A 26,196-nucleotide genomic window follows, 5' to 3' on the forward strand; every position below is an offset into this window, starting at 1 on the left:
GCAACGATGCCCTCCTGGTCCAGGAAAATCACGCGCCTCGCCGCCGTCCTGCTGGCGGCGATGGCGACCGTCACCGCGAATCCCGCCGCCGCGCCCGCCGCTCCCGGCAGCCCGGCGCTGACCCCGCCGCTCGGCTGGAACAGCTGGAACAGCTTCGGCTGCGGCATCACCGAGGGCCAGGTCCGCCAGGCCGCCGACGCGATGGTGTCGTCGGGCATGCGCGACGCCGGCTACCAGTACGTCGTCGTGGACGACTGCTGGTTCGACCCGCAGCGCGACTCCTCCGGCAACCTGCGCGCGCACCCGTCGAAGTTCCCGAGCGGGATGAAGGCGCTGGGCGACTACATCCACGGCCGCGGCCTGAAGTTCGGCATCTACCAGGCGCCGAACGAGAAGACGTGCGCGCAGGGCACCGGCGCCCACCCCGGTTCGACGGGGAGCAAGGGGCACGAGGCCCAGGACGCGCGGAGCTTCGCGTCGTGGGGAGTCGACTACCTGAAGTACGACTGGTGCTCGGGCGCCGGCACCCGCGACGAGCAGATCGCCCGGTTCACGATCATGCGCGACGCCCTGCGCGCCACCGGCCGCCCGATCGTCTACAGCATCAACTCCAACAGCTTCCACGCTCCCACCGGCGACAGGTACGACTGGAGCGAGATCGCCGACCTGTGGCGCACCACCGAGGACCTGCTGGACATCTGGCAGAACGGCAACACCAACAGCTACCCGATGGGCGTGGGCAACGTCGTCGACATCACCGCCCCGCTCGCCGTGCAGGCCGGTCCCGGCCACTGGAACGACCCGGACATGCTCGTCGTCGGCCGCCCCGGCCTCACGCTCACCGAGTCGCGGTCGCACTTCACGCTGTGGTCGCTGATGGCGGCGCCGCTGATGGCGGGCAACGACATCCGCACCATGTCCGCCGACGTCAGCGCGGTCCTGCGCAACCAGCGCCTGATCACCGTGAACCAGGACAGCCTGGGTGCGGGCGGTCGCCGGGTGCGTGACGACGGCGCCACCGAGGTGTTCGCCAAACCGCTCGCGGACGGCTCGGTCGCCGTCGGCCTGTTCAACCGGGGCGGCGGCACCGCGACCATCGCCACCACGGCCGCCCAGATCGGCCTGTCCGGCAGCGGTTTCACGCTGACCGACCTCTGGACCGGTGGCACGTCCAGCACGTCGGGCGCGATCTCCGCGGCCGTTCCCGCGCACGGCGTCACCGCGTTCCGGGTGACCGGCGGCAGCCCGCTGGAGAACACCACCTCCCGGCTGCGCGGTGCCGGGTCGAACCGCTGCCTCGACGTCGAGAACGGTTCCACTGCGGCAGGGGCCGCGGCCGTGATCCAGGACTGCCTCACCCCGGCCTCCCAGCGGTGGACGTCCTGGACGAACGGCGAGGTCCGCGTGTTCGGCGACAAGTGCCTCGACGCGTACGACCAGGGCACCGCCACCGGCACGAGGGTCATCGTCTGGCAGTGCAACGGCCAGGCGAACCAGCGCTGGACGCTGGGCTCCGACGGGACGCTGCGCAACACGAACGCCGGTCTGTGCCTCGACGTCGAACGGGCCGCGACCACCAACGGCTCGAAGCTGGTGCTGTGGACCTGCAACGGCCAGACCAACCAGAGGTGGTCACGATCATGAGATGGGCTCCCGTCGCGGCGGCGGTGTCCGCCCTCACTCTGGTGGCCGCGGGACTGGCCGCGAGCACGACCGCACAGGCCGCTCCCGGCTGTTCGGTCAGCTACACCTTGACCTCCGAGTGGCAGGGCGGCTTCGGCGCGTCCGTGTCCATCACGAACACCGGTGACGCGATCACCGGCTGGACGCTCGAGTGGGCGTACGCCTCCGGCCAGCAGGTCGGGCAGCACTGGAACGCGGTGATCACGCAGAGCGGCGGCGACGTCAGCGCGCGCAACGCCTCCTACAACGGGTCCGTGCCCTCCGGCGGCAAGGTGGAGTTCGGGTTCAACGCCACGTCCGGCTCCGCCAACCCCGACCCGGTGTCGTTCCGCCTCAACGGAACCACCTGCAACGGCGGCACGGATCCGACCACCACCACCACGACAACGACCACCACGACGACGTCGACACCCCGGCCGGCCTCGTTCACCAACCCGGTGCTGTGGCAGGACTTCGCGGACATCGACATCATCCGCGTGGGCGACGCTTACTACTACTCGGCGTCGACCATGCACTACTCGCCGGGCGCGCCGATCCTGCGTTCCTACGACCTGGTGAACTGGGAGTTCGCCGGGCACTCCGTGCCACGTCTGGACTTCGGCTCCAAGTACGACCTCAACGGCAGCCGGGGCTACGTGCGGGGTATCTGGGCGTCGATGTTCAACCACCGCAAGAGCAACAACACCTTCTACTGGGGCGGGTGCGTCGACTTCGCCCAGACCCACATCTACACCGCCGCGGCCGTGGACGGGCAGTGGTCGAAGCTCTCCACGATCAACAAGTGCTACTACGACGCGGGAATGCTGGTCGACGACAACGACACGATGTACGTCGCCTACGGCAACACCACGATCAGCGTCGCGCAGCTCTCGGCGGACGGGAAGTCGGAAGTCCGTTCGCAGCAGGTCTTCCAGACGCCGTCCAACATCGGCACCTTGGAAGGCGCGCGGTTCTACAAGCGCAACGGCAGCTACTACATCTGGCTGACCAGGCCCGCGAACGGCCAGTACGTGCTCAAGTCGTCGAGCCCGTGGGGCCCCTACACAGTCCAGCAGGTGCTGCTGAACATGCCCACGCCGATCCAGGGCGGGGGAGTGCCGCACCAGGGCGGCATGGTGCAGACGCAGAACGGCGACTGGTACTACATGGCCTTCGTGGACGCCTACCCCGGCGGCCGCGTGCCGGTGCTCGCGCCGATCACCTGGACCTCCGACGGCTGGCCGCGCATCACCACCGTCAACGGCGGCTGGGGCGCGAACTACCCGATGCCGAACCTGCCCGCACCACCGCGCCAGGTCAAACCCATGACCGGGGTGGACACCTTCGACGGAACGAAACTCGGTCCGCAGTGGGAGTGGAACCACAACCCGGACACCACGAAGTACAGCGTCAACAACGGTTTGAGGCTGTCCACCGCGACCGTCACCAACGACCTGTACAACGCCCGCAACACCCTCACCCACCGAATACAGGGCCCGACCTCCACGGCCACTGTCACACTCGACCTCGCGTCGATGCGCGACGGCGACCGCACCGGACTGGCGATGCTGCGCGACTCCTCCGCGTGGATCGGGGTCAAGCGCGACAGCGGCCGCAACCGCGTGGTCATGGTCAACGGCCTCACCATGGACAGCAACTGGAACACCACCGGCACCGGCACCGAGGTCGCGAGCGCGAACCTCACCGGCACCCGGATCTGGTTGCGCGCCAACGCCGACATCCGTCCCGGCAGCGGACGGCAGGCGAGGTTCTCCTACAGCATCGACGGCGTGAACTTCACGTCACTGGGCAGCGGCTTCACGCTGAAGAGCGACTGGCAGTTCTTCATGGGCTACCGGTTCGGTGTCTTCAACCACGCCACGCAGGCGCTCGGCGGCTCAGTAGGGGTACAGCGATTCGAGCTGACCACTCCCTGACAGTTCAGAGGTAGTGGCGTGGCCCGGGAACGTGGCTGGGTAATTCACGCTCAGCAGGGCACCACGATGCACCCGTCTGACCGCGAATTCCCCCGGCGACGTTCCGAGCCACGCCACTAACAGCACAACAGCACGGCGAGCACCGCACCGGTCACGGCGGCGACGAGAACCGTCGCCGCCGCGACCACGAGGTGACGCCGCCGCACGGTCCGGACGAGCCGGGGCAGGACGGCGGCGGGCACCTCCGGGTCGGTGTCCAGCGACTGCACCGCCCACGCCTCCGGCACGCGCGACAGCAGGCCCGTCACCCCGGCGAGCCCGCAGACCTCGCGTTCGCACGAGGCGCACTGCGCGAGGTGCTGCTCGTAGGCCAGCCGGTCCGCGGTCGACAGCGAGCCCAGGACGTAGGCGCCGTCCCACTCCCGGAACGGATCCGGTGTGTTCACCGCCCCGTGACCCCGTTCTCCTGCAGGGCGAGCCTCAACGCCCGCAGGCCGTAGTGCAGCCGCGACTTCACCGTGCCCTGCGGTACTTCCAGCGCGTTGGCGAGTTCGGCGATGGACTCGCCGCGGTAGTAGGCCCGCACGATCACCTGCCGGTGCTCGGGTTTGAGCGTGGACAGCGCGTCGGCGACGAGCCAGGCGTCGAGCGTGGAGTCGGTGTGGTCGGCCCGCGAGCGTTCGGGCAGGCTCTCCGAGTCGACCTCCCACCGGGCACGGGCGCTGCGGCGTTCGTCGATGGCGTAGTTGCGCGCCACGGCGTAGAGCCACGCCTTGGACGCCGACGAACCCTGCTCCAGCACCTCGGGATGCCGCCAGGCGCGCAGCAGCGCCTCCTGGACGATGTCCTCGGCGAGTTGCTCGTCCCCGGTCAGCCGCAGGGCGTAGCGCCACAGGGCGGCGGAGTGGCCGTCGTGCAGCGCGCGCAACAGGGCGATGTGGTCGTCGTTGATGACGCACCCCGCCTAGGTGCGGAACGCCGGGGAGCGTTTGCCGAGGAACGCCGCTGTGCCCTCGCGCATGTCGTCCGTGGTGAAGGTGTGCCGGAACGCCTCGAGCTCGACGTGCAGCCCCAGCCCGACCGGCATGCCGTCCGCGGCGTTGATCACCGACTTGCACGCGGCCACCGCGGCGGGCGAGTTGGCGGCGATGTCGCCGAGCACCAGCCGTGCGGCGGCGAACATCTCCTCGCGGGTGTCGAAGACCTGGTTCACCAGCCCGGTGCGGTGCGCCTCCGCCGCGTCCACCTGCCGGCCGGAGAAGATCATCTCGCGGGCCCGCGCCACCCCGACCCGCCGGAACAGTCTGACGCAGCCACCGAACCCGGGGATCAGGCCGAGGAGCACCTCCGGCTGCCCGAACACGGCCTTGCGGGTGGCGTAGACGAAGTCGCACGCCAGCGCCATCTCGCAGCCGCCGCCGAGCGCGTAGCCGTCGACGCAGGCCACGACGGGGACGGGGAGCCGTTCGAGCAGGCACGTCACCTCCTGGCCCAGCGCGCCGAACTCCTCTCCCTCCTCGGCGGTCATGGCCGCCATCTCGCGGATGTCGGCGCCGGCGATGAACGCGGGCCCCTCCGATCCCGTGAGCAGGACCGCGCGGGGACCGGAGAGGGTCGACAGCAGGTGGCGCAGTTCGGTGAGAGTCCGCTGGGACAGGGCGTTGCGGGCGTGTGGCCGGTGCACGGTCACCGTCAGTACGCCGCCCTGCTGGTCGAGCACGAGGTCCTGATAGTCCACAGTGGTCTCCTCACGAGTCCCAGATGGCGCCGTAGGCCGGGATTCCCCTGGCCTCCAGCTCTTCGACGACGTGCCAGGTGGTCTGTTTGTTGGAGATGCAGATGACCGCCTCCGCGTCGAAGCGGCGGCAGGCGTCGTGCGCGAGCGCGACGAGATCAGGCTTGCCCTGACCGGCGGTGTCCCAGACGACGGCGTCGGGTTGCGCGTCGAGGATCTCGTCGACCAGCGCGTCCCCGTAGGTGCGGCGCGGGTCGCGGGTCGACCACACCAGCGTGGCCGGCGCGGTGCGGGCGAGCAGGTGCGGCAGGCAGGGACCGATGCCGCTGCCGGTGGCGACCCACACCACCCGGCGAAACAGCTTGTCGATGTTGCCGACACCCGCGGTCGGGATCCCCTTCACCCACAGGTGGCTCGGCTGGTCGGCGATGAGCTTCGCCGTCCAGTCGCCCGCGCGGGAGATGGTGAGCCGGAAGCCGGAGCGTCCAGGAGCGGGCACGTTCGCGAACGAGTGCCATTCGAGCAACGGGTTGCGGCTCACCGCTGTCGAGGAGCCCGCGAACGGCGTGACGCCGTGGTCGAACGACACGAGCGCGACGTGCGGTGACGGGCTGACGATCCGCACCGGCACACGCCGCAGCCGCAACCACGGCAGCGCAACGCTGACCACCACGAGGGCGAGGGGCCAGAGGAACACCGGGTTGGAGACCGCGGCCAGCACTCCGAACAGCACGAGCACGGTCCAGCCGCCGAATCGGTGCGACCGTTCGAAGAGGTCGTGGTGGCGGGCACGGAACCGGGGGAGCGCGATCACGGTCATCGCGACGAGCAGGGCGAGGATCGTCCAGCTCAACGCCATCGGCAGCGCGCCGCGCGTGATGACGGCGAGCGGGACGAACCAGGCCACAGCGCAGACGGCGGCGCCGACGTGCAGACCACCGAAGTGGTAGACCTTGCCCAGCGTCCACCGCACCCGCAACGGCCAGTGCGTCGGCGCGCTGGTGGCCAGCCGGAACAGCAGGTTGATCACCAGCTGCTGCCGGATCAGCGCGGCGAGCGCCACGTTGACGACCACGAGCGTCGTCAGCACGTCCTGGTCGCCCCACCAGTCGCCGGCCACGGCGAAGACCAGGTTCGCGAGGACGACGCCCGCCGCGAGCCGGTTGTGGTGGGTGAACGGGCGCCGGCGCAGGACCGCGCGCAGGGATCGTTCGGCCGGTGGCAGAACGAGATCGTGCACCGTCATGCCACGGGCTCCCGCCGCAGTCCGTCCACACGCGACAGAAGCGCGCGCCGGTCGACCTTGCCGCGGTCGGTCGTCGGCAGCGTGTCGACCGGGACGATCAGCGTCGGCACGCAGTAGTACGGCAGCCGTTGCGAGACCGCCCGCCTCGCCTGCTCCGGCGTCGCGGTGCCGGGGCTGATGAATCCGACGAGCTTTCCGTCGTGCACCACGGTCGTCGCGCGGTCGCAGTCCTCGGCGCGCTCGAGCGCCGCGGTGACCGCGTCCAGCTCTACCCGGAACCCGCGCACCTTGACCTGGTCGTCGGTGCGGCCGCGGTGCTCCAGCCGGCCCTCGCGCGTCCACCTGCCGAGGTCGCGCGTCCGGAACATCAGGTGGTCGCCGCCGAGGAACGGATCGGGGCGGTACCGCTCCGCCGTGAGGTCGAGGTCGCCCAGATAGCCCCCCGTCACGCACGCCCCGCCTGCCCACATCTCACCCACCGCGCCGATGGGGCACGGCCGCAGGTCGTCGTCGAGCACGTACACGGTCGTGTTCGGCACGGGCCTGCCGATGGTGAGCTGCCCGGAGTCCGGTTCGTAGCGCTGCACCGTGTTGACGATGGTGACCTCGGTGGGACCGCAGGCGTTGTGGAACGCCACGCGGCCTGCCCACACGTCCGCGAGGGCCTGCGGGCAGCGCTCGCCGGCGACCGCGACCGTGCGCACCCGGTGGCACGCGGCGGGATCCAGCGTCGCCAGCACGCTGGGCGTGGCGATCACGACGTCGACCGTGCTCGCCGTCCGCCCGAGGTCGTCGCCGCGGATCACGAGCGTGCCGCCGTTCGCGAGCGTGCCGAGGATCTCCCACATCGCCATGTCGAAGGCGATGTTGAGCAGCTGCGACACCCTGATCCCCGGTGCGATGCCCAGGGAACCGGGCGCGGTGAGCAGGACGTTGCACAGGTTGGCGTGGGAGACCCGCACCCCGTTGGGCCGCCCGGTGGTGCCGGACGTGAAGATGACGGCGGCGATGTCCGACTCCGCGATGATGGTGCGGCGGAACGCACCGGCCGCGGGCAGCGTGTCGATCGTGATGATCGTGGCGAGGTGAGGGGGCAGGGAGGCCGCGTCCGCGGTCGTGGTGAGCACCACGTTCACCCGCGCGGTCCGGACGATGTGCCGCAGATGGGCCTCGGGGGTGATGCGCACGTCCTGTGGCACGTAGGCCGCGCCGGCCTTGAGCACCGCGAGAACGCCCACCACCATGGAGATCGACCGCGTCAGGAACAGTCCTACGTGGTCGCCGGGGCGCACGCCGCCGCGGACCAGGATCTCGGCCAGTGTCGAGGCTCTGGCGTCGAGCTCCCCGTAGGTCAGGGACTCACCGAGGTGTTCCACCGCGGTCAGGTGCGGGCGACGTGTCGCGTGCGTCTCGAAGGCGTGGTGGACGTGGTCGGACGGAGGGGTCCGGACTGGACCGGCGCCGAACGCCTGGAACAGTTCGCGGTCGGCGGGGGACAGATCGCACAGGGCGGATTCCTGGAACAGGGCTGTCACGACGGGTGCCCTTTCGTGAGCGGTGCGTGGGCAACCGCTTGAACGAGACAGCCCGTCGGGAAGTTCACGTCGTGTCGAATCGCTCGTCGAATTCGAAAAGTCCTTGCCGTGCAAAGCTTTTCTTCGCGCGTGAGCGGGACTGTCCCGTCACCCAGACGGATGATCCAGGGCTCCTGCGTTTGTCATAGTCGTCTGCGCATATGAGCATCTGTCCTATGACGACTGTCGAGCACGCTCCCGCGGAACTGCACCGCCACACCCACGGCCCCGGCTGCGGCCACGATGCCGTCGTGCACCGGGACCACGTCGACTACCTGCACGACGGACACCTGCACCGCGAACACGTGACGGATCGCGGTGTGCACTACGACGAGTGCGACAAGTGCCGGTGCGCGCACTGCACGGACTCGTGCGCGCAGTGCGACTGCTCAGAATGCGACTGCCCGACGTGCAACCACGCCCAGTGCGCGTGCGATGGCTGCTCGGACTCGTGTGCGAACTGCACGTGTGCCAACTGCAGTTGCCCCACGTGCAGTCACGCGGCGTGATCTAGGGCCTGTGTCGAAGTCTGGTCCGCGATAGCCGGGCCCGAGGCGGCCCCTGGCGGCACGGCCGGACGACCCACATACAACAACGGTATGCGGGTCGTCCGGCCGCACCACCAGGAACCACCTCAAGCGCGACTCTCATCGAACCAGACTTCGACACAGACCCTAGTCCGCAGTGGACAGTTGGAAGACCGTCTCCTGGTGGTAGACGTCGCCGGGCCGCAGCACCGTGCTGGGGAAGTCCTGGCGGTTCGGCGAGTCCGGGAAGTGCTGTGCCTCCAGGGCGAAGCCCGCGCCGCGGCCGTACGGGCGGCCACCGGTGCCGACCAGGTCGTCGGTCAGGAAGTTGCCCGAGTAGAACTGCAGGCCGGGCTCGCTGGTCCACAGGGTCAGCAGGCGTCCGGAGACCGGGTCGCAGGCCTGCGCGGCGAACGAGGCACCGGACGAGTCCAGCACCCAGTTGTGGTCGTACCCTCCGGCCATCCGCAGCTGCGGATGGGCCGCGCGGATGCGGGCGCCGATCGCGGTCGGCAGCCGGAAGTCGAACGGGCTCGCCTCGACCGGCACGGGAGCGCCCACCGGGATCAGGGCCTCGTCGACGGCGCAGAACCGGCTCGCGTTGAGCATCAGCGACTGGCGGTGCACGTCGCCACTGCCTTCCCCGGCCAGGTTCCAGTAGGTGTGGTTGGTCATGTTGAGAACGGTGGGCGCGTCCGTCGTCGCGCGGTAGGTGATGCTCAGGCGGTTGTGCCGGTCGAGCCGGTACGTCACCTGGGCGTCCACGGCGCCTGGGAAGCCACCGTCCCCGTGCGGGCTCACCAGTTCGAGCCGCACGCCCACGCTGTCCGTCTCGTGCAGTTCGGTCGCGGACCACACCCGCGTGTCGAAGCCGGCCGGTCCGCCGTGCAGGCTGTTCGGGCCGTTGTTGAGCGGGAGCTGGTGCTGGACGTCGTCGAGGGTGAAGGCGCCGCGCGCGATCCGGTTGGCGTACCGGCCGATCACGGCGCCGAAGAACACCCTGGTCGCGCCGGGCCGGGTGTTCGCGACGTAGTCGTCGAGCGTGGGGAACCCGAGCACCACGTTGGCGGGAACGCCGTGGCGGTCGGGCGCCTCCAGCGACTGGATCACCCCGCCGTAGTCCAGCACCCGCACGGTGAGGCCACCCGGCCACGCCAGGACGTACCGGTGGACGTCGGTGTCACCGACCCGGCCGAACTGCTCCCGGCGTAGCTCGGGTTCCCGCTGCGACATCGAACTCCTCGTGTCAGTTGATCAGGGCCCGGCAGTGCTGCGGCCGGATCCGTTGTGGTGCGACGCTCTCCAGGGTCGGCGTGACCGGGACGATGGAGCCGTCGCGGCCGAACCTCATCCTGTCGATCGTGGTCTCGCGGTGCGTGCCGTCCCCGCCGGGGATGGCGAAGCGGTGGTACACGAGGTACCAGTCGTCGGTGCCCGGCACCTGCAGCATCGAGCTGTGCCCGGTGCCCTTGACGCCGAGCTTCAGGTCCTTGCTCAGGATCAGGCCGCGGTTCGTGAACGGGCCGGTGGGGCTGGGCGCGGTCGCGTAGGCGACGCGGTAGTCCTCGCTGCGGGTGTCGTCGATCGACCAGCTCAGGTAGTACGTGCCCTTCCGCTCCACCATGAACAGGCCCTCCCGGAAGTCCGTCAGCCCGGTGAGGCGGGTGATCTTGGCCGGGTCGTAGGAGATCATGTCACTGTTGAGCGGAACGACGTAGGCCTCACCGTTGCCCCAGTAGAGGTACGCCTGCCCTGAGCGGTCGACGAAGACGGCGGGGTCGATGGCCTGGCCGCCGCCGGTGGGGTTGCGGGCGATCAGCGGCTGACCGGAGTCGACGAACGGGCCGGTCGGGGAGTCGCTCACCGCGACGCCGATCTTGGCCTCGGCGCAGAAGTAGAAGTAGTACTTCCCGTCGCGTTCGACGATCGTCGGCGCCCACGCGTTGCGGTCCGCCCAGCTCACGCCCGGACCGAGGTCGAGGATGACGCCCTCGTCCTTCCAGTCGACCAGGTTCTTCGACGACCAGGCGGAGAACTTCGTGCCGCTCCAGCCGTCGAAGCCGTCGGTGGTCGCGTAGATGTAGTAGGTGTCGCCGAACGCGACGATGTTCGGATCGGCGTTGAGGCCCGGCAGCACGGGACTGCGCATCTCGTGGGCCTCGACCGTCCACACGCGACTCTCGCGGCCCAGTTTCACGGTGAACTGCCGCGGCTTGCGCAGGTCGACAGGGCCGCTGGGCGTGATGGTCGCGCCGGGAGCCAGGCCGAAGTCGAGCTGGACCCGCCGCAGGTCGGTACCAGGTCGCACCGGGAGCACCACGCTGCCGGGTTCGATGACCGCGGGCGCTTTGAGCGAGTTGTGCGCGACCGACCGGATCAGGGTCGCGTTGAACGGCAGCGCGGCCACCTCGGTGCTCGCGAGCGCCCGGTTGTAGAGCCGGACGTCCTTCATCCTGCCCTGGAACGTCCTGTCCGCCGCATAGACCGATCGGCCGAGGTAGTTGGCCGCGGTGACGCCACCGCCGAGGTCGGACGGCTTGATGGTGACGGCGGTGTTGCGGGCCACCTCCACGCCGTCGAGGTAGAGCACCTCCACGCCGTTGCCGACGGTCAGCGTCACGTTCTTCCAGACGCCGCGCGGCAGCGCCTTGCTGGAGTTCACGCCCTGCTCGGTCGTCCAGTTGCCGGTCGCGATCGCGCCGCGGTACCCGTCACCGGTGCTGAACAGGTAGCCGTTGCCGACGCCGTTCGGCGCGGTGTTGCCGAACCCGTAGAGGAAGTACGGCGTCTGCTGGGCCGGATCCACCAGCACGTCGGCGGAGATCGTGGCGGCAGGGGCGCCGGTCAGCATGTTGTTCGGCAGCTGGACGTGCCCGCCCTTGAGCGACAGGGAGCCCTCGGACCACGTGGCGTCGCCGGCGAGCACGCCGTCGTAGCCGTGGCCGGTGGCGTCGGCGGCGGACCCGTTGAGCGGCCAGTGCGCGACGAGACCCTTCGAGTCGGCCTTCACCGGCGTTGGGGGAGCGGTGAGCCGGGACAGTTCGGCCTGGGTCACCGGGAGCACCGTGCCGTGCCGCGGAGAGGTGGGCAGGCGGGCGCCCGTGGACATGGTCCACTTGCCGGAGGCGAGGTCGGTCGTCTCGAACGGCACGTAGCCGCGGCCGCCGTACTCGTCGATGAACAGGTACCACTTGTTCTCGGTGTTGGACTTGAACCCTGTCGGGCCCTCACCGGCGCTCAGGCCGGGGCTGGTCGAGGTGGCCTTGCCGATGCACTCGGCGACGAAGTCGTACTTCGGGTTCAGCAGGTCCGCCGACTTCTCCGCGGTGATGTACTTGCTGCACGGCGAGGACGACGAGTTGTTCCGCTCGTCCTTGGTGTAGCGGTAGTAGGTGCCGTTGTGCTCGATGACGGTCGAGTCGATCACCGAGTAGCCGGGGTCGATCCACACCTTCGCCGGGCTGAACGTCACGAAGTCGCGCGTGGTCGCGTACATCATCCGGTTGTAGCTGTCGCCGGTGTGGCCGGGATCGTTCTCCGCGTACAGCTTCGACGCCCAGTAGACGACGTAGTGGCCGCGCTTGGCGTCCCAGAACGCCTCCGGTGCCCAGGTGTTGCCGGCGGTCGGCGGCGAGACCTGGACGCTGCGCTGGCGAGACCAGTTCCGCAGGTCCGTCGACTCCCACACCATCAGCGACCGGCTGCCGCTGCGCTGCGCCGCGTCCCAGCCGCGCCCGCCGTTGATCTTCAGATCCGTGGCCAGCAGGAAGAACTTGTCGCCCTCGGGGGAGCGCAGGATGAACGGGTCGCGCACGCCCAGTTCACCGAGGCTGGACTTCAGGACCGGCTGGCCGCCGTTGACCTCGGAGAAGTCCAGCGGGTTGTTCCCGTTGCTGGCGGCGGCGTAGATCTGCTCGCCGATCGGGCTGCCTTCGCCGGTGAAGTAGAAGAAGCTGTAGCCGGCCAGCGGTTCCTTGACGGGCAACGGGGTGACGGTGGCGGTGAGCGCGCGGGTGACGCTCTGCTGCCCGCGGCTCACCTTCGCCGTCAGCACGACCTTGGCGGGTTTGCCGCCCGCAGGAGGGCGGCTCACCTCACCGGTCGCCGTGATCACCTTGCCGTTGGACGACTTCCACGTGACGGTCGTGTCGTGCGCGCCGGTGGCGGGCAGGGTGAGATGTCCGCGGACGTCGTCGATGTTCGGGACTTCCAGCGCGTTCGCCGCTGTCCGCACGAGCGGTTCGGCGGCGGCAGGGGTGATGGGGACCAGGGCGGCCGTCACGGCCACCACCAGACCGAAACGGCGCAGGGATGACAACATCGTTGTTGTTCGCCTTCCGGGGTGGAGAGAGGAGATTTCAGGCGCGTCGCTTGGTCCAGACGTCGTAGGCGACCGCCGCGAGCAGGACGAGACCCTTCACGAGCATCACGCGCTCACTGGGCGCGCCGATCAGGGACATGCCGTTGTTGATCACGCCCATGATCAGGCCGCCGGTGATGGCACCGACGACCTTGCCGACACCACCCTGGACCGCGGCACCACCGATGAACGCCGCCGCGATGGCGTCCAGCTCGAACGACATGCCCGCCGTCGGGCCCGCCTGGTTGAGCCGGCCGGCGAAGATCACGCCGGCCAGTGCGGCCAGCGCGCCCATGTTCACGAACACCCAGAACGTGACGGCCTTGACCTTCACGCCGGACAGCGTGGCGGCCTGCAGGTTGCCGCCGATCGAGTAGATGTGCCGTCCGAACACCGAGTTGCCGGCCATCAGCGAGTAGCCGAGCGCGAGCGCCGCGAGCAGCACCAGGACCCACGGCAGGTTGCGGAACCGGGCGAGCTGCACCACGACGGCCATCACGACAACACCGACGCCGACGATCTTGAGGACGAACACCGGCATCGGCTCGACGACCTGGCCGTAGCCGAGCCGGGCCGCGCGCTTGCGCCACTGCGACAACGCGAACCCCGCCACGAACGTGAGTCCGGCGAGCAGGCTCACGAGGTCGGCCCCGCCGAGCGGGCCGAGAGCGATGTTGCCGAGGTAGCCGCCCGTGAAGCCGTTCGCCAGCGACCGGATCTCGTCGGGGAACGGCCCGATTCCCTGGTTGCCCAGCGTCGTCAGGGTGAGCGCGCGGAACACCAGCATGCCCGCCAGCGTGACGATGAACGCCGGGATGCCGAAGTACGCGATCCAGTAGCCCTGCGCCGCGCCGATCAACGCGCCCGAGAGCAGCGTCAGCAGCACCGCCACCGGCCACGGCAGTCCCCATTGGACGGTGAGCACCGCGCAGATCGCCCCGGTCAGCGCCACCGTCGAGCCGACCGAGAGGTCGATGTGCCCGCCGATGATCACCAGGATCATGCCGATCGCGAGGATCAGCACGTAGGAGTTCTGCACGATGATGTTCGAGATGTTCTGCGGCTGCAGCAGGGCGCCGTCGGTCAGCACCGCGAACAGGACGACGATCAACGCGAACGCGACGTAGATGCCCGACTGCCGCGGGTTGATCGAGAACCGCCGTGACTGGGCCGGCGTGGCGGCGGCGGGAGCGGGCGCGGTCTTCGTGGTCATCAGCTCTGTCCTCGCGTCATGTACTGCATCAAGCGTTCCTGCGTGGCCTCTTCGCGGCTGACCTCGCCGGTGATGCGGCCCTCCGACAGCGCGTACACGCGGTCGCACAGGCCAAGGAGTTCCGGCAGCTCCGAGGAGATCACGAGCACCGCGCGGCCCTGGGCGGCGAGCTCGTTGATGATCGAGTAGATCTCGTACTTCGCGCCGACGTCGATGCCGCGCGTCGGTTCGTCGAGGATCAGCACGTCCGGGTCGGTGAACATCCACTTCGCCAGCACGACCTTCTGCTGGTTGCCGCCGGACAGCGTGCCGGTCACCGTCGACACGGCGGCCGTCCTGATGCCCATCGACTTCCGGAACCGTTCCGCGACGGTGTACTCCTCGTTCTCGTTCACCCAGCCGCGGTTCGCGAGCTTGCCCAGCGCCGCGGCGGAGACGTTGCGCTGCACGCCCTCGATCAGGTTGAGGCCGTACTTCTTGCGGTCCTCGCTCACGTACGCGAGGCCGTGCCGGATCGCGCCGCGCACGGTGCGCGTGTCGATCTCCTGGCCGTCCTTGACCACGCGCCCGGAGATGCCGACGCCGTAGGAACGGCCGAAGACGCTCATCGCGAGTTCGGTGCGGCCCGCGCCCATCAGGCCCGCGAGACCGACGATCTCCCCGCGCCGCAACGACAACGTGGCGTTGTCGACGACCACCCGGTCCGGCTGGGCGGGGCTGTGCACGGTCCAGTCCTCGATGCGCAGCACCTCCTCGCCGATGTCGGGCGTGCGCGGCGGGAACCGGTGCTCGAGGTCGCGGCCGACCATGCCGGAGATGATGCGTTCCTCGCTGAGTCCCTTGGCGGGCAACGTCTCGATGGTCTTGCCGTCCCGCAGGACGGTGACCGTGTCGGCGATCCTGGTGACCTCGCCCAGCTTGTGGGAGATGATCACCGAGGTGATGCCCTCGTCCCGCAGGCCGTCGAGCAGGTCGAGCAGGTGCTGGGAGTCGTCGTCGTTCAGCGCGGCCGTCGGCTCGTCCAGGATCAGGAGGCTGACCTCCTTGGACAACGCCTTGGCGATCTCGACGAGCTGCTGCTTGCCGACGCCGAGGTCGTTCACCGGGGCGGTCGGGTTCGCCTGCAGTCCCACGCGGTCGAGCAGCGCCTGGGCCTCGTGGTTGGTGCGGTTCCAGTCGATGAGCCCGCGCCGCGATCTCTCGTTGCCCAGGAACAGGTTCTCCGCCACGGAGAGCTGACCGCACAGCGCCAGCTCCTGGTGGATGATCACGATGCCGCGGCGCTCGCTGTCACGAATGCCGTCGAACGCGCACGGCTCGCCCTCGAAGAGGATGTCGCCGTCGTACGTGCCGTGCGGGTGGACCCCGGACAGCACCTTCATCAGCGTGGACTTGCCCGCGCCGTTCTCGCCGCAGATCGCGTGGATCTCACCGCGCCGCACGGTCAAGGAGACCTCGTGCAGCGCGGTGACACCCGCGAACCTCTTGGTGATGCCGCGCATCACCAGGATGTCGTCGGACACAGGATCTACCTGAGCTGGTCGGCGGTGTAGTAACCGGAGTCGATCAGTTCCTTCTGGTAGTTCGCCTTGTCCACGGGGACGGGCTGGAGCAGGAAGGACGGCACGACCTTGTTGCCGTTGTCGTAGTCCTTGGTGTTGTTGACCTCGGGCTTGCCGCCCTTGAGCACCGCGTCGGCCATCTTCACCGTGACGTCGGCGAGCAGGCGGGTGTCCTTGTGGATCGTCGAGTACTGCTCACCGGCGATGATCGACTTCACCGAGGCGACCTCGGCGTCCTGACCGGTGACGATCGGGTAGGCCTGGCCGGCCGTGCCGTAGCCACCGCTCTTGAGCGCGGAGAGGATGCCGATCGAGATGCCGTCGTAGGGGGACAGGACGCCGTCGACCTTGGCACCGCCGTAGGTCGAGGTGAGCAGGTCCTCCATGCGCTTCTGCGCGGTCGCGGGGTCCCAGCGCAGGATCGCGACGGTCTTGAAGTCCTTCTGGCCCGACTTCACCACGAGCTTGCCCTGGTCGACGAGCGGCTGGAGCACGGACATGGCGCCGTTGAAGAAGAACGTGGCGTTGTTGTCGTCCGGCGACCCGGCGAACAACTCGACGTTGAACGGGCCCTCGCCCTTCGTCTTCAGGCCGGCCAGCAGCGAGTTCGCCTGCTCCACGCCGACCTTGAAGTTGTCGAACGTCGCGTAGTAGTCGACGTTCGGGCTCTTGCGGATCAGCCGGTCGTAGGCGACCACCGGGATCTTCGCGTCGGCGGCCTGCTGCAGCTGCGACGTGATCGCGGTGCCGTCGATCGAGGCGACGATCAGGAGCTTGGCGCCCTTGGTGATCTGGTTCTCGATCTGGTTGGCCTGGGTGGGGATGTCGTTCTCCGCGTACTGGAGGTCGACCTTGTACCCCTTGCCCTCCAGGGCCTTCTTGATGTTGTCACCGTCGTGGATCCAGCGTTCGGACGACCGCGTCGGCATGGTGACGCCCACCAGCGCACCCTCGCTGGAGCCAGTCTGCTGGTCGACCGTCTTCTGCGCCGAACCACAGGCGGTGAGGGTGACGGCGAGTGCGGTGGTGGCCGCGATCCTGGCAAGCCTCATTGCTTCTCCTCGATGTCACCGACAGGCAACAAATGCTGTAGGCGGCGAGTGTTATCGCTAACAACTTGCCCGTCAAGTTTCAACTGGATAACAGCAGGTAGTACCTGTTAGCGCTCACAGGAAACGGAAATGCGGAGCGCCCGCCTCGGGTTGTCGAGGTCGACGGACGCGTTCCTGGCGGCCTCGGCCCCGCCGGCGGGCGATGCCCTGGTGCCTGGGGACTGGTGGGGTCGCCGAGCGGGATGTTCGAGCTGGTGTCGCGTGCCGCTTCCGGTCCCGTCCTCGCGCTGGAGGCCGCGTGGTCGGGCGTCGTGATCTGGCGATACTGGCGTAGCTGGGAAGCCGTGTCCACACCACGAACGCAAAGCGCCCGCCGCCACCGAAGTGACAGCGGGCGCATCCCTGGTGCGGGTCAGGCGATCTTGCAGGCCTTTCCGTTGATGGTGAAGGCGGTCGGATCCGTTCCGGTGCCGGAGCCGTTGAATCCGATGTGGACGGCCTGGCCGGGTCCGACCTGCCCGTTCCACGGCATGCTGGCCGCCGTCACGTCCCGCCCGGTCTGGCTCCACGTCGCCGACCACCCCGCGGTGACCTTCTGGGTGCCGGGGAACGCGAACCCGAGCTTCCACGACGTCCACGCCGTCGTACCGGTGTTGGTGAGCTTCACCTGCGCGGACAGGCCGTCGTTCCACCGGCCGGCGGTGAAGCCGACCTCGCAGTCCGGCTTCGGCGCGGTCGTCCCGGACTTCTCCGCCGCCCAGCCCGAGACCCAGGCGAGCGCGGAGTTCCAGTTCACCGCCACCTCGTTGACCGAGTAGGCGCCGATGTCGTCCACCCAGCACTTCTGCTGCGGGCAGCCGGCGAGCAGCCGCTGCGCCACCGGGTCCTGCAGAGCGCTGTTCGGGCCGCCGGACAGCGAACCGGCCGGCGCGATCGGCAGGGTCGGGTCGTTCTGGTTGGCCCAGAACCGGTGGTGCGCGTTGCGCATCGCCTGGTCGCCGTAGCCCGCCACGTACGAGGTGCTCAGCGGGTTGCGGCCGAGGACGTAGTGCAGTGCCTCGAACACGCCGTCGCGGTACTTGGCGGCACCGGTGAAGTCGTGGGCGAGCGCGAGCACCTGGGCGTTGTTCAGAACCGCGGAGTTCGAGCCCCAGACGTACCCGTCCACGCTGTTGTCGTACGGCGCGGCGTAGCCCATCCCGGCCATGGCGGTCAGGTGCTGGTCCGCGACGGTCGCGAACGCGGACTTGATCGCCGCGACGTCCGCCGCCGGCAGGCCGTTGGGCGCCAGGGCGAGCGTGATGTCACCCAGCGGCGCCGTGCCGCCCCAGTAGAAACCGGCCCTGGTCAGGCCTGCCGCCTTGTAGTGCGGCGAGGCCGTCACGTCGGTCCGGTAGGCGCTGTCACCCGTGGTCGCGTACAGCTCCGACGCGGCCCAGTAGAACTCGTCGCTGACGGTGCTGTCGCTGTAGGCGCCACCGCCGGTGCCGTCGTTCGGGTCGGCGATCTTGGCCGGGTTCGCCTTGGCCGCCGTGTAGGCCTTGCGCGCCGCCGTGAGCAGCGTCGCCGAGTACGCGGCGTCGATGCCCTTCCACAGCCGGGACGCCTGCGCGGCGACCGCGGCCAGGTTCAGCGTCGCGGCGGTGCTGGTCGCGGACAGCCTGCGCGGCTGGTCGTCCAGTTCGGGCCGGGTCGGCAGGGCCGTCCAGTTCGCGTCGTGGATCTTGTGGTGCGCCATGCCGTCGGGTGCCTGCATCTTCAGCAGGAAGTCGACCTCCCAGCGCGCCTCGTCGAGCAGGTCGGGCACGCCGTTGGTCTTCTCCGGGATGGCGAGGGTGCCGTCGCGGAACGCGGACGCGTCACCGACGCGGGTGGCCCGCTCGTAGGAGTTGAGCAGCTGCCATGCCGCGATGCCGCCGTTGACCACGTACTTGCCGTGGTCGCCCGCGTCGTACCAGCCTCCACGCACGTCGAGCGTGTAGCCGCACGCGAGGTCGGCCCGGCACGGCACGTTGTTGTCGCCCTGGTTGGGCGCGACGTTGATGTGCCCGGCGGGCCGCGCGTACTCGTCGCCGACGTACTGCGCCTGGATCGGCGTGCCGCTGCGCTGGTGGTAGAAGAACGCGAGCGAGTCGTAGCGCAGCTTCTTGATCGGGTCCGCGGAGATGTCGAACGGGAAGCTGCTGTCCTCACCGACGGACAGCGTGTAGCCGGTGCCGGCCGTGTCGAACGAAGAGAAGTCGATCTGGTGCACCGAGTCACCGGACGTGGCGTCCGCGCCCTTCGGCGTGCTCTGGCCGGTGGCGACGGCCGTGCCCGCGGAGTTCTTGAGCGTCCACGTCTGCGGCGTCGTGGCCGTGGAGACGAGGGTGGCGCGCTTGGGCAGACCCGGTACGTACCCCACCAGGTCGACCTGGACCTTCTTGGTGGGGTTGGGGTTGACGCCACCGGGTGGCTTCACGCCGCCGACCACGGAGACGTTGTCCACGCAGATCGTGTTGTCGGCGGCCTGTCCGCCCAGCTGGAACGCGACCTGGCCGTTGCCCGCGTCCGGGAAGTCCAAAGTGGACGTGAAGGTGAACGTGAAGTGCTGCTTGGCGGTGGAGAGCGCGAACTGCTGGCTCGCGATCCCGCGGTACGGGCTCACGCTCTCGCCCGCGGCGGCCGTGATCGGCTGCGCCGTGGTGGCGCGGGCGTCGAACGAGAACGTGTAGGACTGGCCGGTCTCGAACGGAACGCCGTTCTGGCCGATCAGGGCGTCCCACGGGTTCGTGGTCCCACCGGTGACCGCCGCGCACAACTCGCCGCCGGTGACCCGGTTGGTCACTCCGGCGCCGCTCCACCAGGGATCGGCGGCGCCGCTGTCGAACGTGCCGTTGAGCACGCGTTCGTAGTCTGCCGCCGCGGCTGAGCCCGCGGCCTGGAGTGAGCTCGCCGTCAGCACCGCGAGCAGGGTCGCGGCGAGGAGACGTGGGGGTGACGATCTCATCGGGATTCCTTCGTGGATACCCCGGCCTTCAGGCCGGGAGGAAACGGACCCCTGCGGAGCAGGACAAGGGCGGGGTTTCGCCTCCAGGGCGAAAGACCGTGCCCTGACCCCAGGTTCGGCGGTTGACGGAGCGGCTTGTGGAGTTGTCGCGCCCGGTCGGCGATAACCAAGTCGGCCGGGTCTACCGCCGGGCTGGTGGGATGTCAGGTCTGTGGAGCTCGTGTAAGACCGTGGGCGGTACACCGTCCCTGTGCTGGTAACCCAGGCGGCGACGGGCTGTGAAGCAGAAAACTCGACCCGCGAGGGAAGAATCTCCCTGCTTCAGCTGGGAGAGAGGTCAAGCTTTGAGGTTCTCCGTCCTCGTCGACGATCGGCCTGGGAGCGCTCCCAGGCCGACCGTAGGCGGAGTTCTGCGACGGCTACAAGCCCCGTTCGGTCACCGGACGCTTTCGACGGTCGATTCGACTCGAACCGCCGGGCGCCACCGGTGGGGCCACGTCACCCGGTCGTCCACTGCTGGTTGCCGCCGCCGTGGCACGTCCACAGGATCGTCTTCGTGCCGTTGGCGGTGGCTGCCCCGTTGACGTCGACGCAGAGCCCCGACTGCGCGCTGCTGACGGTGCCGTTGGCGTTGAACTGCCAGCGTTGTCCGGCTCCGCCGTCGCAGGCCGCGATCACCACCGCGGCGCCGGTCTGGGGGCCAGACGCGGCTGCGCACCGAGTCGAGTCTCCACTGTAGACGGTCAGCTGACCGGACGTGGTGCGTGTCCACGTCTGGTTCGTGCCGCTGTTGCAGTCCCAGATCTGCAGTGGTGTTCCCGCCGTGGTGCTGCCCGCGTTGACGTCCAGGCACCGGCCGGCGGCGACCGAACGGACCGCTCCGGTGGCACCGGAACCCCCGCTGCTGTACCCGGCCGCGATGATGTTCGCCTGCACCGCGTTCTCGGTCGCGTCGGACGGGTAGCCCGACACCATCGCGCCCTCGTAGAAGGTGCCCGCGCTCAGGTTGGCGCCACCGCCCGGTTTGCAGCAGTCCCCGCCGCTGCCGAGGATGATGGCGCCCTGCTTCCGCATGGGGCTGTAGCCGGGTGGGAGCGAGCCGTCCCACAACGTCGTCACGCCACCGGACTGCGCGTTGGCTCCCTTGATGGCGAACCGCGAGGTCCCGTTGTTCTTGAGCATCGCCGTGACGAACCTGTTCGGGAAGGCCCTCTGGTTGGGGTTCCAGGACTGGCTGCCGCCGGAGAAGAGCCCCCATTCGAGGTCGGCCTGCACCCACGGGCCGGTGCCGGAGCACCCGCCGAACCAGCACTGCGTGCTGAAGTTGATGGCGTCCATCGCCCCGGCCGCGTCCGCGCTGCGGGTCGTCTCGCTGTTGCCGTAGTCGAAGCAGCAGCCGCCGTTGACGTGCGTACCGCTGGTGACCATGTACATGCCCTCCGGCGCGCTGCCGGTCGGGACACCCGTCAGGTGGCCGTCGCGCCAGTAGCTGTTGCCGGGGTTGATGTAGAGCGAGTAGGCCTTGCCGCCGCCGACGGTGAGCGCCTCGGAGGTGGCGGTGGCGGGCCTGCTCTGACTGGAGCCGGGAACGACGCTGGAACCCTGGTACCACAGGTCGTTCCCGCGCCCGGACTGGTCGTAGACCACCGTGATGACGCAGGAGGTGCCCGCGCAGAACGTGTCCTGGGTCGTCGCGTTGGCCGTGCCTCCCGCAGCCAGTACGGCGATGTCGCGTGTGGTGTTGTCCGATGATCGCCGGACTTGGTAGAGGTTGCCGCCGTACGAGCCGTAGAGCGCTCGCACGGTGCTGTGCGCGGCGACGCAGGGTGTGCCGCCGGCGGCGTAGATGTCACATGGTCCGGTGCCGGCTGCCGACGCCGGCGCGCTGCCCGGTGCGACGGCCAGTGCCGCCGCGACGCACATCCCGAGTGCGGCGGCCAGACGGCGCCGCACCTTGCTTCGAGCCTTCACTGTCATGAGGTGCTCCACTGCGTTGTGGATGGACATGACCCGCCTCGGGACTACCGGCCCCAGAGACGCCAGGTCTGGTTGAGCTCACTGCCCTGGGCAGCGGACTTGCACGCCCACTGGATGATCCGGGCCCCCGCGGCCGTGGAGATCCCGTTGACGTCCAGGCACTTGCCGCTGTGCCGCGCGACCAGCTGGTAGTCGTGCGGGTCGTTGCCGCTGTAGGTGACCTTGCGCAACGAGTACTGCTGGCTCGCCGAGCCGGGTGAGCAGGTCTGCTGCACGACGGCGGCACCGTCCGCGGTGGAGAGGACGTCGAGGCACTTGCCCGACTGCTGGTTCACGACGGTGTAGGTGTCGGCGACGCCTTGCACGGGCGTGAAGTTCCACAGCTGCTGGTCCCCGCCCTCGCAGTGGAACTGCTGCTGCGGGTTGCCGTCGGCGGTGCCCAGGTTCGTGTTGTCCAGGCACTGCTGGGAGTGCTGCGCGGCGGCGACGGACTGGAATCCGCTGTCGCCGGGTGGCAGCAGCGTGACGGTGAACGTCTCGTCGACGCTGTTGTGCGGCACAGTGACCGTGACGTTGTTGCCGGACAACGAGACCACGGAGTTCTGCACGGTGACCGGCCCCTGCACGGCGCCGCCGTTGTTGTACGGGATGCGCTGCACGAGCACCCGCACCTGGTTGTTCTGCACGAGACCGGTCGTGGTGTCCAGGCGCTGCAACGTGATCGCGACGTTGCCGGTCGTGCTGCCGCCACCGACGAGGACCTTCGCCACGCCACCGGCCTTGGTGGCGAACGAGTCGTACGACTGGCTCGGTGTCGTGGAGACGATCTGGCCGGTCTGCGAGCCGTAGAACCGGTAGGCCCACCACTCGCCCTTGGGCTGGTGCTGTCCCGCGGAGTTGCGCACGAGCAGGTTGCCGAGGTCGTTGTGCAGGTTGCCGGCACTGGCCCAGTTGGCGCGCAGGCCGTCGGCGCCCGCCCGTTCGAGCCGCGCGATGTACCACGCGCCGTCGCCGGAGTTCTGCTCGTTGCCCGCGCCGTATTCGTTGATCTGGTACGGCCGTGGGTGCGGGATGCCGCGCGCGTCGAGCGTCGAGTTCGCCACCGCCACGTTCGCCACCGGATCGCTCGGCAGCGCGTGCCAGCTGAAGATGTCGGGCACGACGTTGTTCGCGCGCACGAAGTCCAGGTACTGGGTCCACCAGCCGCCGGTCGACGGCACCCCGGCGTGGCTCGGCCCGACGATGAGCTGAGTGGGGAAGGCGGCCCGGACGCGCTGGTACGTGCGGCGCCAGAGCTCGAAGTACTGGGACTGCGGCCGGTTCCAGAACAGCGTGATGTTGGGTTCGTTCCAGAGGTCCCACTGCACCGGCGCGCCCGTCGCCCGGATGTCCGCGATCAGGCGGGTGAGGAAGTTGTCGTAGTCGGTCCAGTCGCCGTTGTCGCCGGGGAAGCGCGAGATCGGGTATCCGTCGGCGCCCCACAGGTCGTGGGGCAGCAGGACGAACTCGCCGCCCAGCGAGCGGGTGCGCAGGAGTTGGGCCCTGGTGGCGTTCCAGCGGCGGTCGTACTTGCCCGACACCCAGCCACCGGGACCGTCGAGCTGCGCGCCACCCGCCCTCATGTAGCGGAACTTCACGTCGCGGAAGAAGTGGTCTGCGGGGCCCGCGGCGTTCTCCGTCATGCCGTAGATCCAGCCGGACGCGCGGTGTGCCTCTGGTGACGGAGAAGTCGACGCTGATGGACTCGTTCGCGGCCTGGGCGGGGGTGGTGAAGGCGAGTGCCGACGCCACGACGGCCAGGAGGACTGTGCTGGTTCGTCGCTGAACCATGTGGGACTCCGTAACGGGTCAGGGGTGACGGAGAATCGAACCGGTTCGATCGAGAAACGAAGGTACGCCCGAGCGACGAGTGACAGCAATGGACCGGAGGGTCGAACCGATTCGTCTCCGGTCAGCTCCTGCGGCAGGCTCCGGTGCTGGAGCGCAGGGTGATCGGCGGAGCGAGCAGCGCGTGCCGCGGCGGCGCGGACGGGTCGGCGATCTGCTCCATCAGCAGGTCGACGGCGAGCTGCGCCATCTGCCCGGCGGGGACGTCCGCCGCCGTCAGCGGCGGGTGGAAGTCGACGGCCAGCCGGTCGGCGATCACGCCGGTGAGCGAGAAGTCGCGGGGCACGTCGAGCCCGGCGCGGTGCAACGCGCGCTGCACGCCGGGCAGCGCGGCCTCGTTGATCGTCACGGCCGCCGTCACCTCCGGGCGGCGCTCGAGGATCTGCTCGAAGCAGGCGAGACCGGCCGCCGGGTCGTCGGCGCAGCACACGTCGTGCGCCGTCATGCCGAACCCCTCCGCGGTCTCGAGGAAGCCGGCCGACGCGCGCATCGCGGGGCCGTAGCCCGACGCGACCAGCTCGTCGGAGCGGTTGATCAGGACGACGTGCTCGTGCCCCAGGTCGGCGAGGTGCCGCACGCAGCGGCTGATCAGGCCCGCGTAGTCGACGTCGACCCACCGGGACGCGGCGGAGTCCGCGACGTGGCCGATCGTGACGAACGGCAGGCCGGAGCTGGTGAGCCGGTCGACCCGCGGATCCCGCAGGAGGATCTCCATCAGGATCACCCCGTCGACCCTGCGGCCGGTCACGACGCGGTCGAACGACCTGTCGTGGTCGCCGCCGCTCGGCGACAGCAGCACGTCGTGGTCGTACGCGGCGGCCACCTCGACGACGCTGGCGACGAAGCTCAGCTGGACGTCGGTCAGCCGGGTGCTCGCCGGTGGGATCACGAGCCCGAGCGTCCTGGTGCGCCCCTCGGCGAGCGCGCGGGCGCTGGCGTTCGGGCGGTAACCGAGCTCGGCGATGACGTCGTTGATCCGCCGCACGGTCGCCGCGGAGACCGGTCGTTTGCCGCTCAACGCGTACGACACGGTGCTGCGCGACACGCCCACCCGTTTGGCGATCTCTCCGATGTTCATGCCCGTTCCCGTCTCCGGTCCGTCGAATGAACCGGTTCGACCATCGACAATCGTAGGCCACTGGCTCTTGCGACGTTTCGTTCGGCACGGCTACGTTGGCGCAGTTCCTCCAAATCGAACCGGTTCGATGAATGTCGTCAACGAAGTCGGCAGGAAGGACCAAGATGCGACGCGCGGCTGTTCCGAGGCTCCTGACCGCGGCCTGTCTGGCCGTCTCCGCGACGGCCTGCTCCTCCGCGCCGGGCGGCTCCTCGCCCGACACGTTCTCCGTGTGGGACCCGTACCCGCAGTTCGCCGCCGGCTCCGACTGGGTGCGGACGATCGAGGGGTGCGCGGCGCAGGCGGGGGTGAAGGTGCAGCGGCAGGCCTACGACACCACGGACCTCACCGGCAAGGTGCTGCTCGCCGCGCAACAGCGCACGGCCCCGCAGGTGCTGGTGGTCGACAACCCCGTGGTCTCCACGCTCGCCGAGGCCGGGGTGCTCAGGTCGAACTCCGACGTCGGTCTCGACGCCTCGCAGGCGTCCCCGAACCTGGTGGCCGCGGGAACGTCGAACGGCCAGACCTACGGCACGCCGATCGGCGCGAACACGCTCGCCCTCTACTACAACAAGGCGGTGCTCGGCGCCGCCGGCGTCGACCCCGCGTCCGTCACGGACTGGGCGTCGCTGGACGTGGCTCTCGGCAAGGTGAAGGCCGCGGGCAAGAAGGGCATCACGTTCTCCGCGATCGGCACCGAGGAGGGCAGCTTCCAGTTCCTGCCGTGGTTCTGGGGCTCGGGTGCCACGCTCACCGACCTGTCGTCCACGGAGGCGGTCAGCGCGCTGACGTTGTGGAAGTCCTGGCTGGACAAGGGACTCGCGCCCAACTCCGTGGTCGGCAACACCCAGACCACCAGCTGGCAGGAGTTCGCCACCGGGGAGTACGCGTTCGCCGAGAACGGCACCTGGCAGCTGCAGAACGCGAAGAAGGCCGGCTTCGAGTACGGCGTGATCGCGATCCCCGGCCGCACCGGGGGCACGGCGCCCGCGCCCACGGGAGGCGAGTTCGTCACCGTTCCGGCGCAGGACGACAAGGGCACGGAGACCAAGGCCGCGCAGATCGCGACCTGCCTGACGGCGCCGGACCGGGTGCTCGCCACCGTCACCGCGCTGACGTACGTCTCGGCGGTGCCCTCGGTGCGGGAGCAGCAGGTGGCCGCGACGCCGGAGCTCAAGGTCTGGGTGGACGCCGTGCAGAACGCCAAGGGCCGCACCGGCGACAACCTCGGCACCCGCTATCCCCGGATCTCGCAACCGCTGTGGGGCGCCGTGCAGGCCGCGCTCACCGGTGCGAAGACCCCGGAGGCGGCGTTGAAGGACGCCCAGGCCGCCGCGGCGTCCGCGAAGTAGCCGCCG

Annotated in this window: 18 protein-coding genes; 4 read left to right on the plus strand and 14 right to left on the minus strand. The window is 69.4% G+C overall.

What is annotated here, in order from left to right; translation table 11 throughout:
• Positions 1 to 6 precede the first annotated feature (6 nt).
• On the plus strand, positions 7 to 1,644 hold the full coding sequence (locus OG205_RS03770) for a glycoside hydrolase family 27 protein (protein ID WP_330274827.1): 1,638 nt from the start codon (positions 7 to 9) through the stop codon (positions 1,642 to 1,644).
• Positions 1,641 to 3,599 carry a family 43 glycosylhydrolase gene (locus OG205_RS03775; RefSeq protein WP_330274828.1) on the plus strand — a complete coding sequence of 653 codons (1,959 nt, stop codon included), beginning with the start codon at positions 1,641 to 1,643 and terminating at the stop codon, positions 3,597 to 3,599. Before OG205_RS03770 ends, OG205_RS03775 begins: the two co-directional genes overlap by 4 nt.
• 116 nt (positions 3,600 to 3,715) lie before the next feature.
• Here the strand turns inward: OG205_RS03775 and OG205_RS03780 are convergent, their stop codons facing one another.
• The 5 genes from OG205_RS03780 to OG205_RS03800 are packed head-to-tail and all read right to left on the minus strand — an operon-like array spanning position 3,716 to position 8,115.
• Positions 3,716 to 4,045 carry an anti-sigma factor family protein gene (locus OG205_RS03780; RefSeq protein WP_330274829.1) on the minus strand — a complete coding sequence of 110 codons (330 nt, stop codon included), beginning with the start codon at positions 4,043 to 4,045 and terminating at the stop codon, positions 3,716 to 3,718.
• Positions 4,042 to 4,551 (minus strand): sigma-70 family RNA polymerase sigma factor, encoded by a 510-nt coding sequence (locus tag OG205_RS03785; protein ID WP_330278091.1) that lies wholly within the window; start codon positions 4,549 to 4,551, stop codon positions 4,042 to 4,044. The genes OG205_RS03780 and OG205_RS03785 overlap by 4 nt, the downstream gene beginning before the upstream one ends.
• Before the next feature lie 12 nt (positions 4,552 to 4,563).
• Positions 4,564 to 5,337, minus strand: coding sequence for an enoyl-CoA hydratase/isomerase family protein (locus OG205_RS03790; protein WP_330274830.1), 774 nt, complete (start codon positions 5,335 to 5,337; stop codon positions 4,564 to 4,566).
• A 10-nt stretch (positions 5,338 to 5,347) separates the two neighbouring features.
• Positions 5,348 to 6,580 (minus strand): hypothetical protein, encoded by a 1,233-nt coding sequence (locus tag OG205_RS03795; protein WP_330274831.1) that lies wholly within the window; start codon positions 6,578 to 6,580, stop codon positions 5,348 to 5,350.
• Positions 6,577 to 8,115: an amino acid adenylation domain-containing protein gene (locus OG205_RS03800; RefSeq protein ID WP_330274832.1), complete on the minus strand. Its 1,539-nt coding sequence runs from the start codon at positions 8,113 to 8,115 to the stop codon at positions 6,577 to 6,579. Before OG205_RS03800 ends, OG205_RS03795 begins: the two co-directional genes overlap by 4 nt.
• Positions 8,116 to 8,330: 215 nt before the next feature.
• On the opposite strand from OG205_RS03800, the gene OG205_RS03805 reads away from it, so the two are divergent.
• Positions 8,331 to 8,663, plus strand: coding sequence for a hypothetical protein (locus tag OG205_RS03805; RefSeq protein WP_330274833.1), 333 nt, complete (start codon positions 8,331 to 8,333; stop codon positions 8,661 to 8,663).
• A gap of 165 nt (positions 8,664 to 8,828) precedes the next feature.
• Here OG205_RS03805 and OG205_RS03810 read toward each other — a convergent pair whose 3' ends face one another.
• The 9 genes from OG205_RS03810 to OG205_RS03850 form a co-directional block, all read right to left on the minus strand.
• Positions 8,829 to 9,914: an aldose epimerase family protein gene (locus OG205_RS03810; protein ID WP_330274834.1), complete on the minus strand. Its 1,086-nt coding sequence runs from the start codon at positions 9,912 to 9,914 to the stop codon at positions 8,829 to 8,831.
• 13 nt (positions 9,915 to 9,927) lie between these two features.
• Positions 9,928 to 13,002, minus strand: a complete 3,075-nt coding sequence (locus OG205_RS03815) for a family 43 glycosylhydrolase (protein WP_330274835.1) — start codon at positions 13,000 to 13,002, stop codon at positions 9,928 to 9,930.
• Between the two features lie 37 nt (positions 13,003 to 13,039).
• Positions 13,040 to 14,254: a multiple monosaccharide ABC transporter permease gene (mmsB, locus tag OG205_RS03820; protein ID WP_330274836.1), complete on the minus strand. Its 1,215-nt coding sequence runs from the start codon at positions 14,252 to 14,254 to the stop codon at positions 13,040 to 13,042.
• A complete protein-coding gene (gene mmsA / locus OG205_RS03825) occupies positions 14,254 to 15,756 on the minus strand; it encodes a multiple monosaccharide ABC transporter ATP-binding protein (RefSeq protein WP_330278092.1) in 1,503 nt (500 codons plus the stop codon). Before mmsA ends, mmsB begins: the two co-directional genes overlap by 1 nt.
• Positions 15,757 to 15,782: 26 nt before the next feature.
• Complete coding sequence (gene chvE / locus OG205_RS03830) at positions 15,783 to 16,868, minus strand: multiple monosaccharide ABC transporter substrate-binding protein (protein ID WP_330274837.1); 1,086 nt, start codon at positions 16,866 to 16,868, stop codon at positions 15,783 to 15,785.
• A gap of 412 nt (positions 16,869 to 17,280) precedes the next feature.
• Positions 17,281 to 19,857, minus strand: coding sequence for a glycoside hydrolase family 9 protein (locus OG205_RS03835; RefSeq protein ID WP_330274838.1), 2,577 nt, complete (start codon positions 19,855 to 19,857; stop codon positions 17,281 to 17,283).
• Between the two features lie 498 nt (positions 19,858 to 20,355).
• Positions 20,356 to 21,834, minus strand: coding sequence for an arabinofuranosidase catalytic domain-containing protein (locus OG205_RS03840; protein ID WP_330274839.1), 1,479 nt, complete (start codon positions 21,832 to 21,834; stop codon positions 20,356 to 20,358).
• A 44-nt stretch (positions 21,835 to 21,878) separates the two neighbouring features.
• The gene (locus OG205_RS03845; RefSeq protein ID WP_330274840.1) at positions 21,879 to 23,516 is read right to left on the minus strand and encodes a ricin-type beta-trefoil lectin domain protein; all 1,638 of its coding nucleotides are present in this window, start codon (positions 23,514 to 23,516) and stop codon (positions 21,879 to 21,881) included.
• 269 nt (positions 23,517 to 23,785) lie between these two features.
• A complete protein-coding gene (locus OG205_RS03850; protein WP_330274841.1) occupies positions 23,786 to 24,799 on the minus strand; it encodes a LacI family DNA-binding transcriptional regulator in 1,014 nt (337 codons plus the stop codon).
• A 164-nt stretch (positions 24,800 to 24,963) separates the two neighbouring features.
• Here OG205_RS03850 and OG205_RS03855 point away from each other — a divergent pair, with 164 nt between their 5' ends.
• Positions 24,964 to 26,190 (plus strand): sugar ABC transporter substrate-binding protein, encoded by a 1,227-nt coding sequence (locus OG205_RS03855; RefSeq protein WP_330274842.1) that lies wholly within the window; start codon positions 24,964 to 24,966, stop codon positions 26,188 to 26,190.
• Positions 26,191 to 26,196: the final 6 nt, after the last annotated feature.

It is taken from the genome of Lentzea sp. NBC_00516 (genome assembly GCF_036346835.1).
Classification (GTDB): Bacteria; Actinomycetota; Actinomycetes; order Mycobacteriales; family Pseudonocardiaceae; genus Lentzea; species Lentzea sokolovensis.

Excerpts from the sequence above, each read along its gene's own strand:
- OG205_RS03775 (WP_330274828.1), top strand. The coding sequence starts at position 1,641 with ATGAGATGGGCTCCCGTCGCGGCGGCGGTGTCCGCCCTCACTCTGGTG.
- OG205_RS03815 (WP_330274835.1), bottom strand. The coding sequence starts at position 13,002 with ATGTTGTCATCCCTGCGCCGTTTCGGTCTGGTGGTGGCCGTGACGGCC.
- OG205_RS03795 (WP_330274831.1), bottom strand. The coding sequence starts at position 6,580 with ATGACGGTGCACGATCTCGTTCTGCCACCGGCCGAACGATCCCTGCGC.
- mmsA (WP_330278092.1), bottom strand. The coding sequence starts at position 15,756 with ATGCGCGGCATCACCAAGAGGTTCGCGGGTGTCACCGCGCTGCACGAG.
- OG205_RS03845 (WP_330274840.1), bottom strand. The coding sequence starts at position 23,516 with ATGACGGAGAACGCCGCGGGCCCCGCAGACCACTTCTTCCGCGACGTG.
- chvE (WP_330274837.1), bottom strand. The coding sequence starts at position 16,868 with ATGAGGCTTGCCAGGATCGCGGCCACCACCGCACTCGCCGTCACCCTC.
- OG205_RS03835 (WP_330274838.1), bottom strand. The coding sequence starts at position 19,857 with ATGAGATCGTCACCCCCACGTCTCCTCGCCGCGACCCTGCTCGCGGTG.
- OG205_RS03855 (WP_330274842.1), top strand. The coding sequence starts at position 24,964 with ATGCGACGCGCGGCTGTTCCGAGGCTCCTGACCGCGGCCTGTCTGGCC.
- OG205_RS03850 (WP_330274841.1), bottom strand. The coding sequence starts at position 24,799 with ATGAACATCGGAGAGATCGCCAAACGGGTGGGCGTGTCGCGCAGCACC.
- OG205_RS03840 (WP_330274839.1), bottom strand. The coding sequence starts at position 21,834 with ATGACAGTGAAGGCTCGAAGCAAGGTGCGGCGCCGTCTGGCCGCCGCA.
- OG205_RS03805 (WP_330274833.1), top strand. The coding sequence starts at position 8,331 with ATGACGACTGTCGAGCACGCTCCCGCGGAACTGCACCGCCACACCCAC.
- OG205_RS03810 (WP_330274834.1), bottom strand. The coding sequence starts at position 9,914 with ATGTCGCAGCGGGAACCCGAGCTACGCCGGGAGCAGTTCGGCCGGGTC.
- mmsB (WP_330274836.1), bottom strand. The coding sequence starts at position 14,254 with ATGACCACGAAGACCGCGCCCGCTCCCGCCGCCGCCACGCCGGCCCAG.
- OG205_RS03770 (WP_330274827.1), top strand. The coding sequence starts at position 7 with ATGCCCTCCTGGTCCAGGAAAATCACGCGCCTCGCCGCCGTCCTGCTG.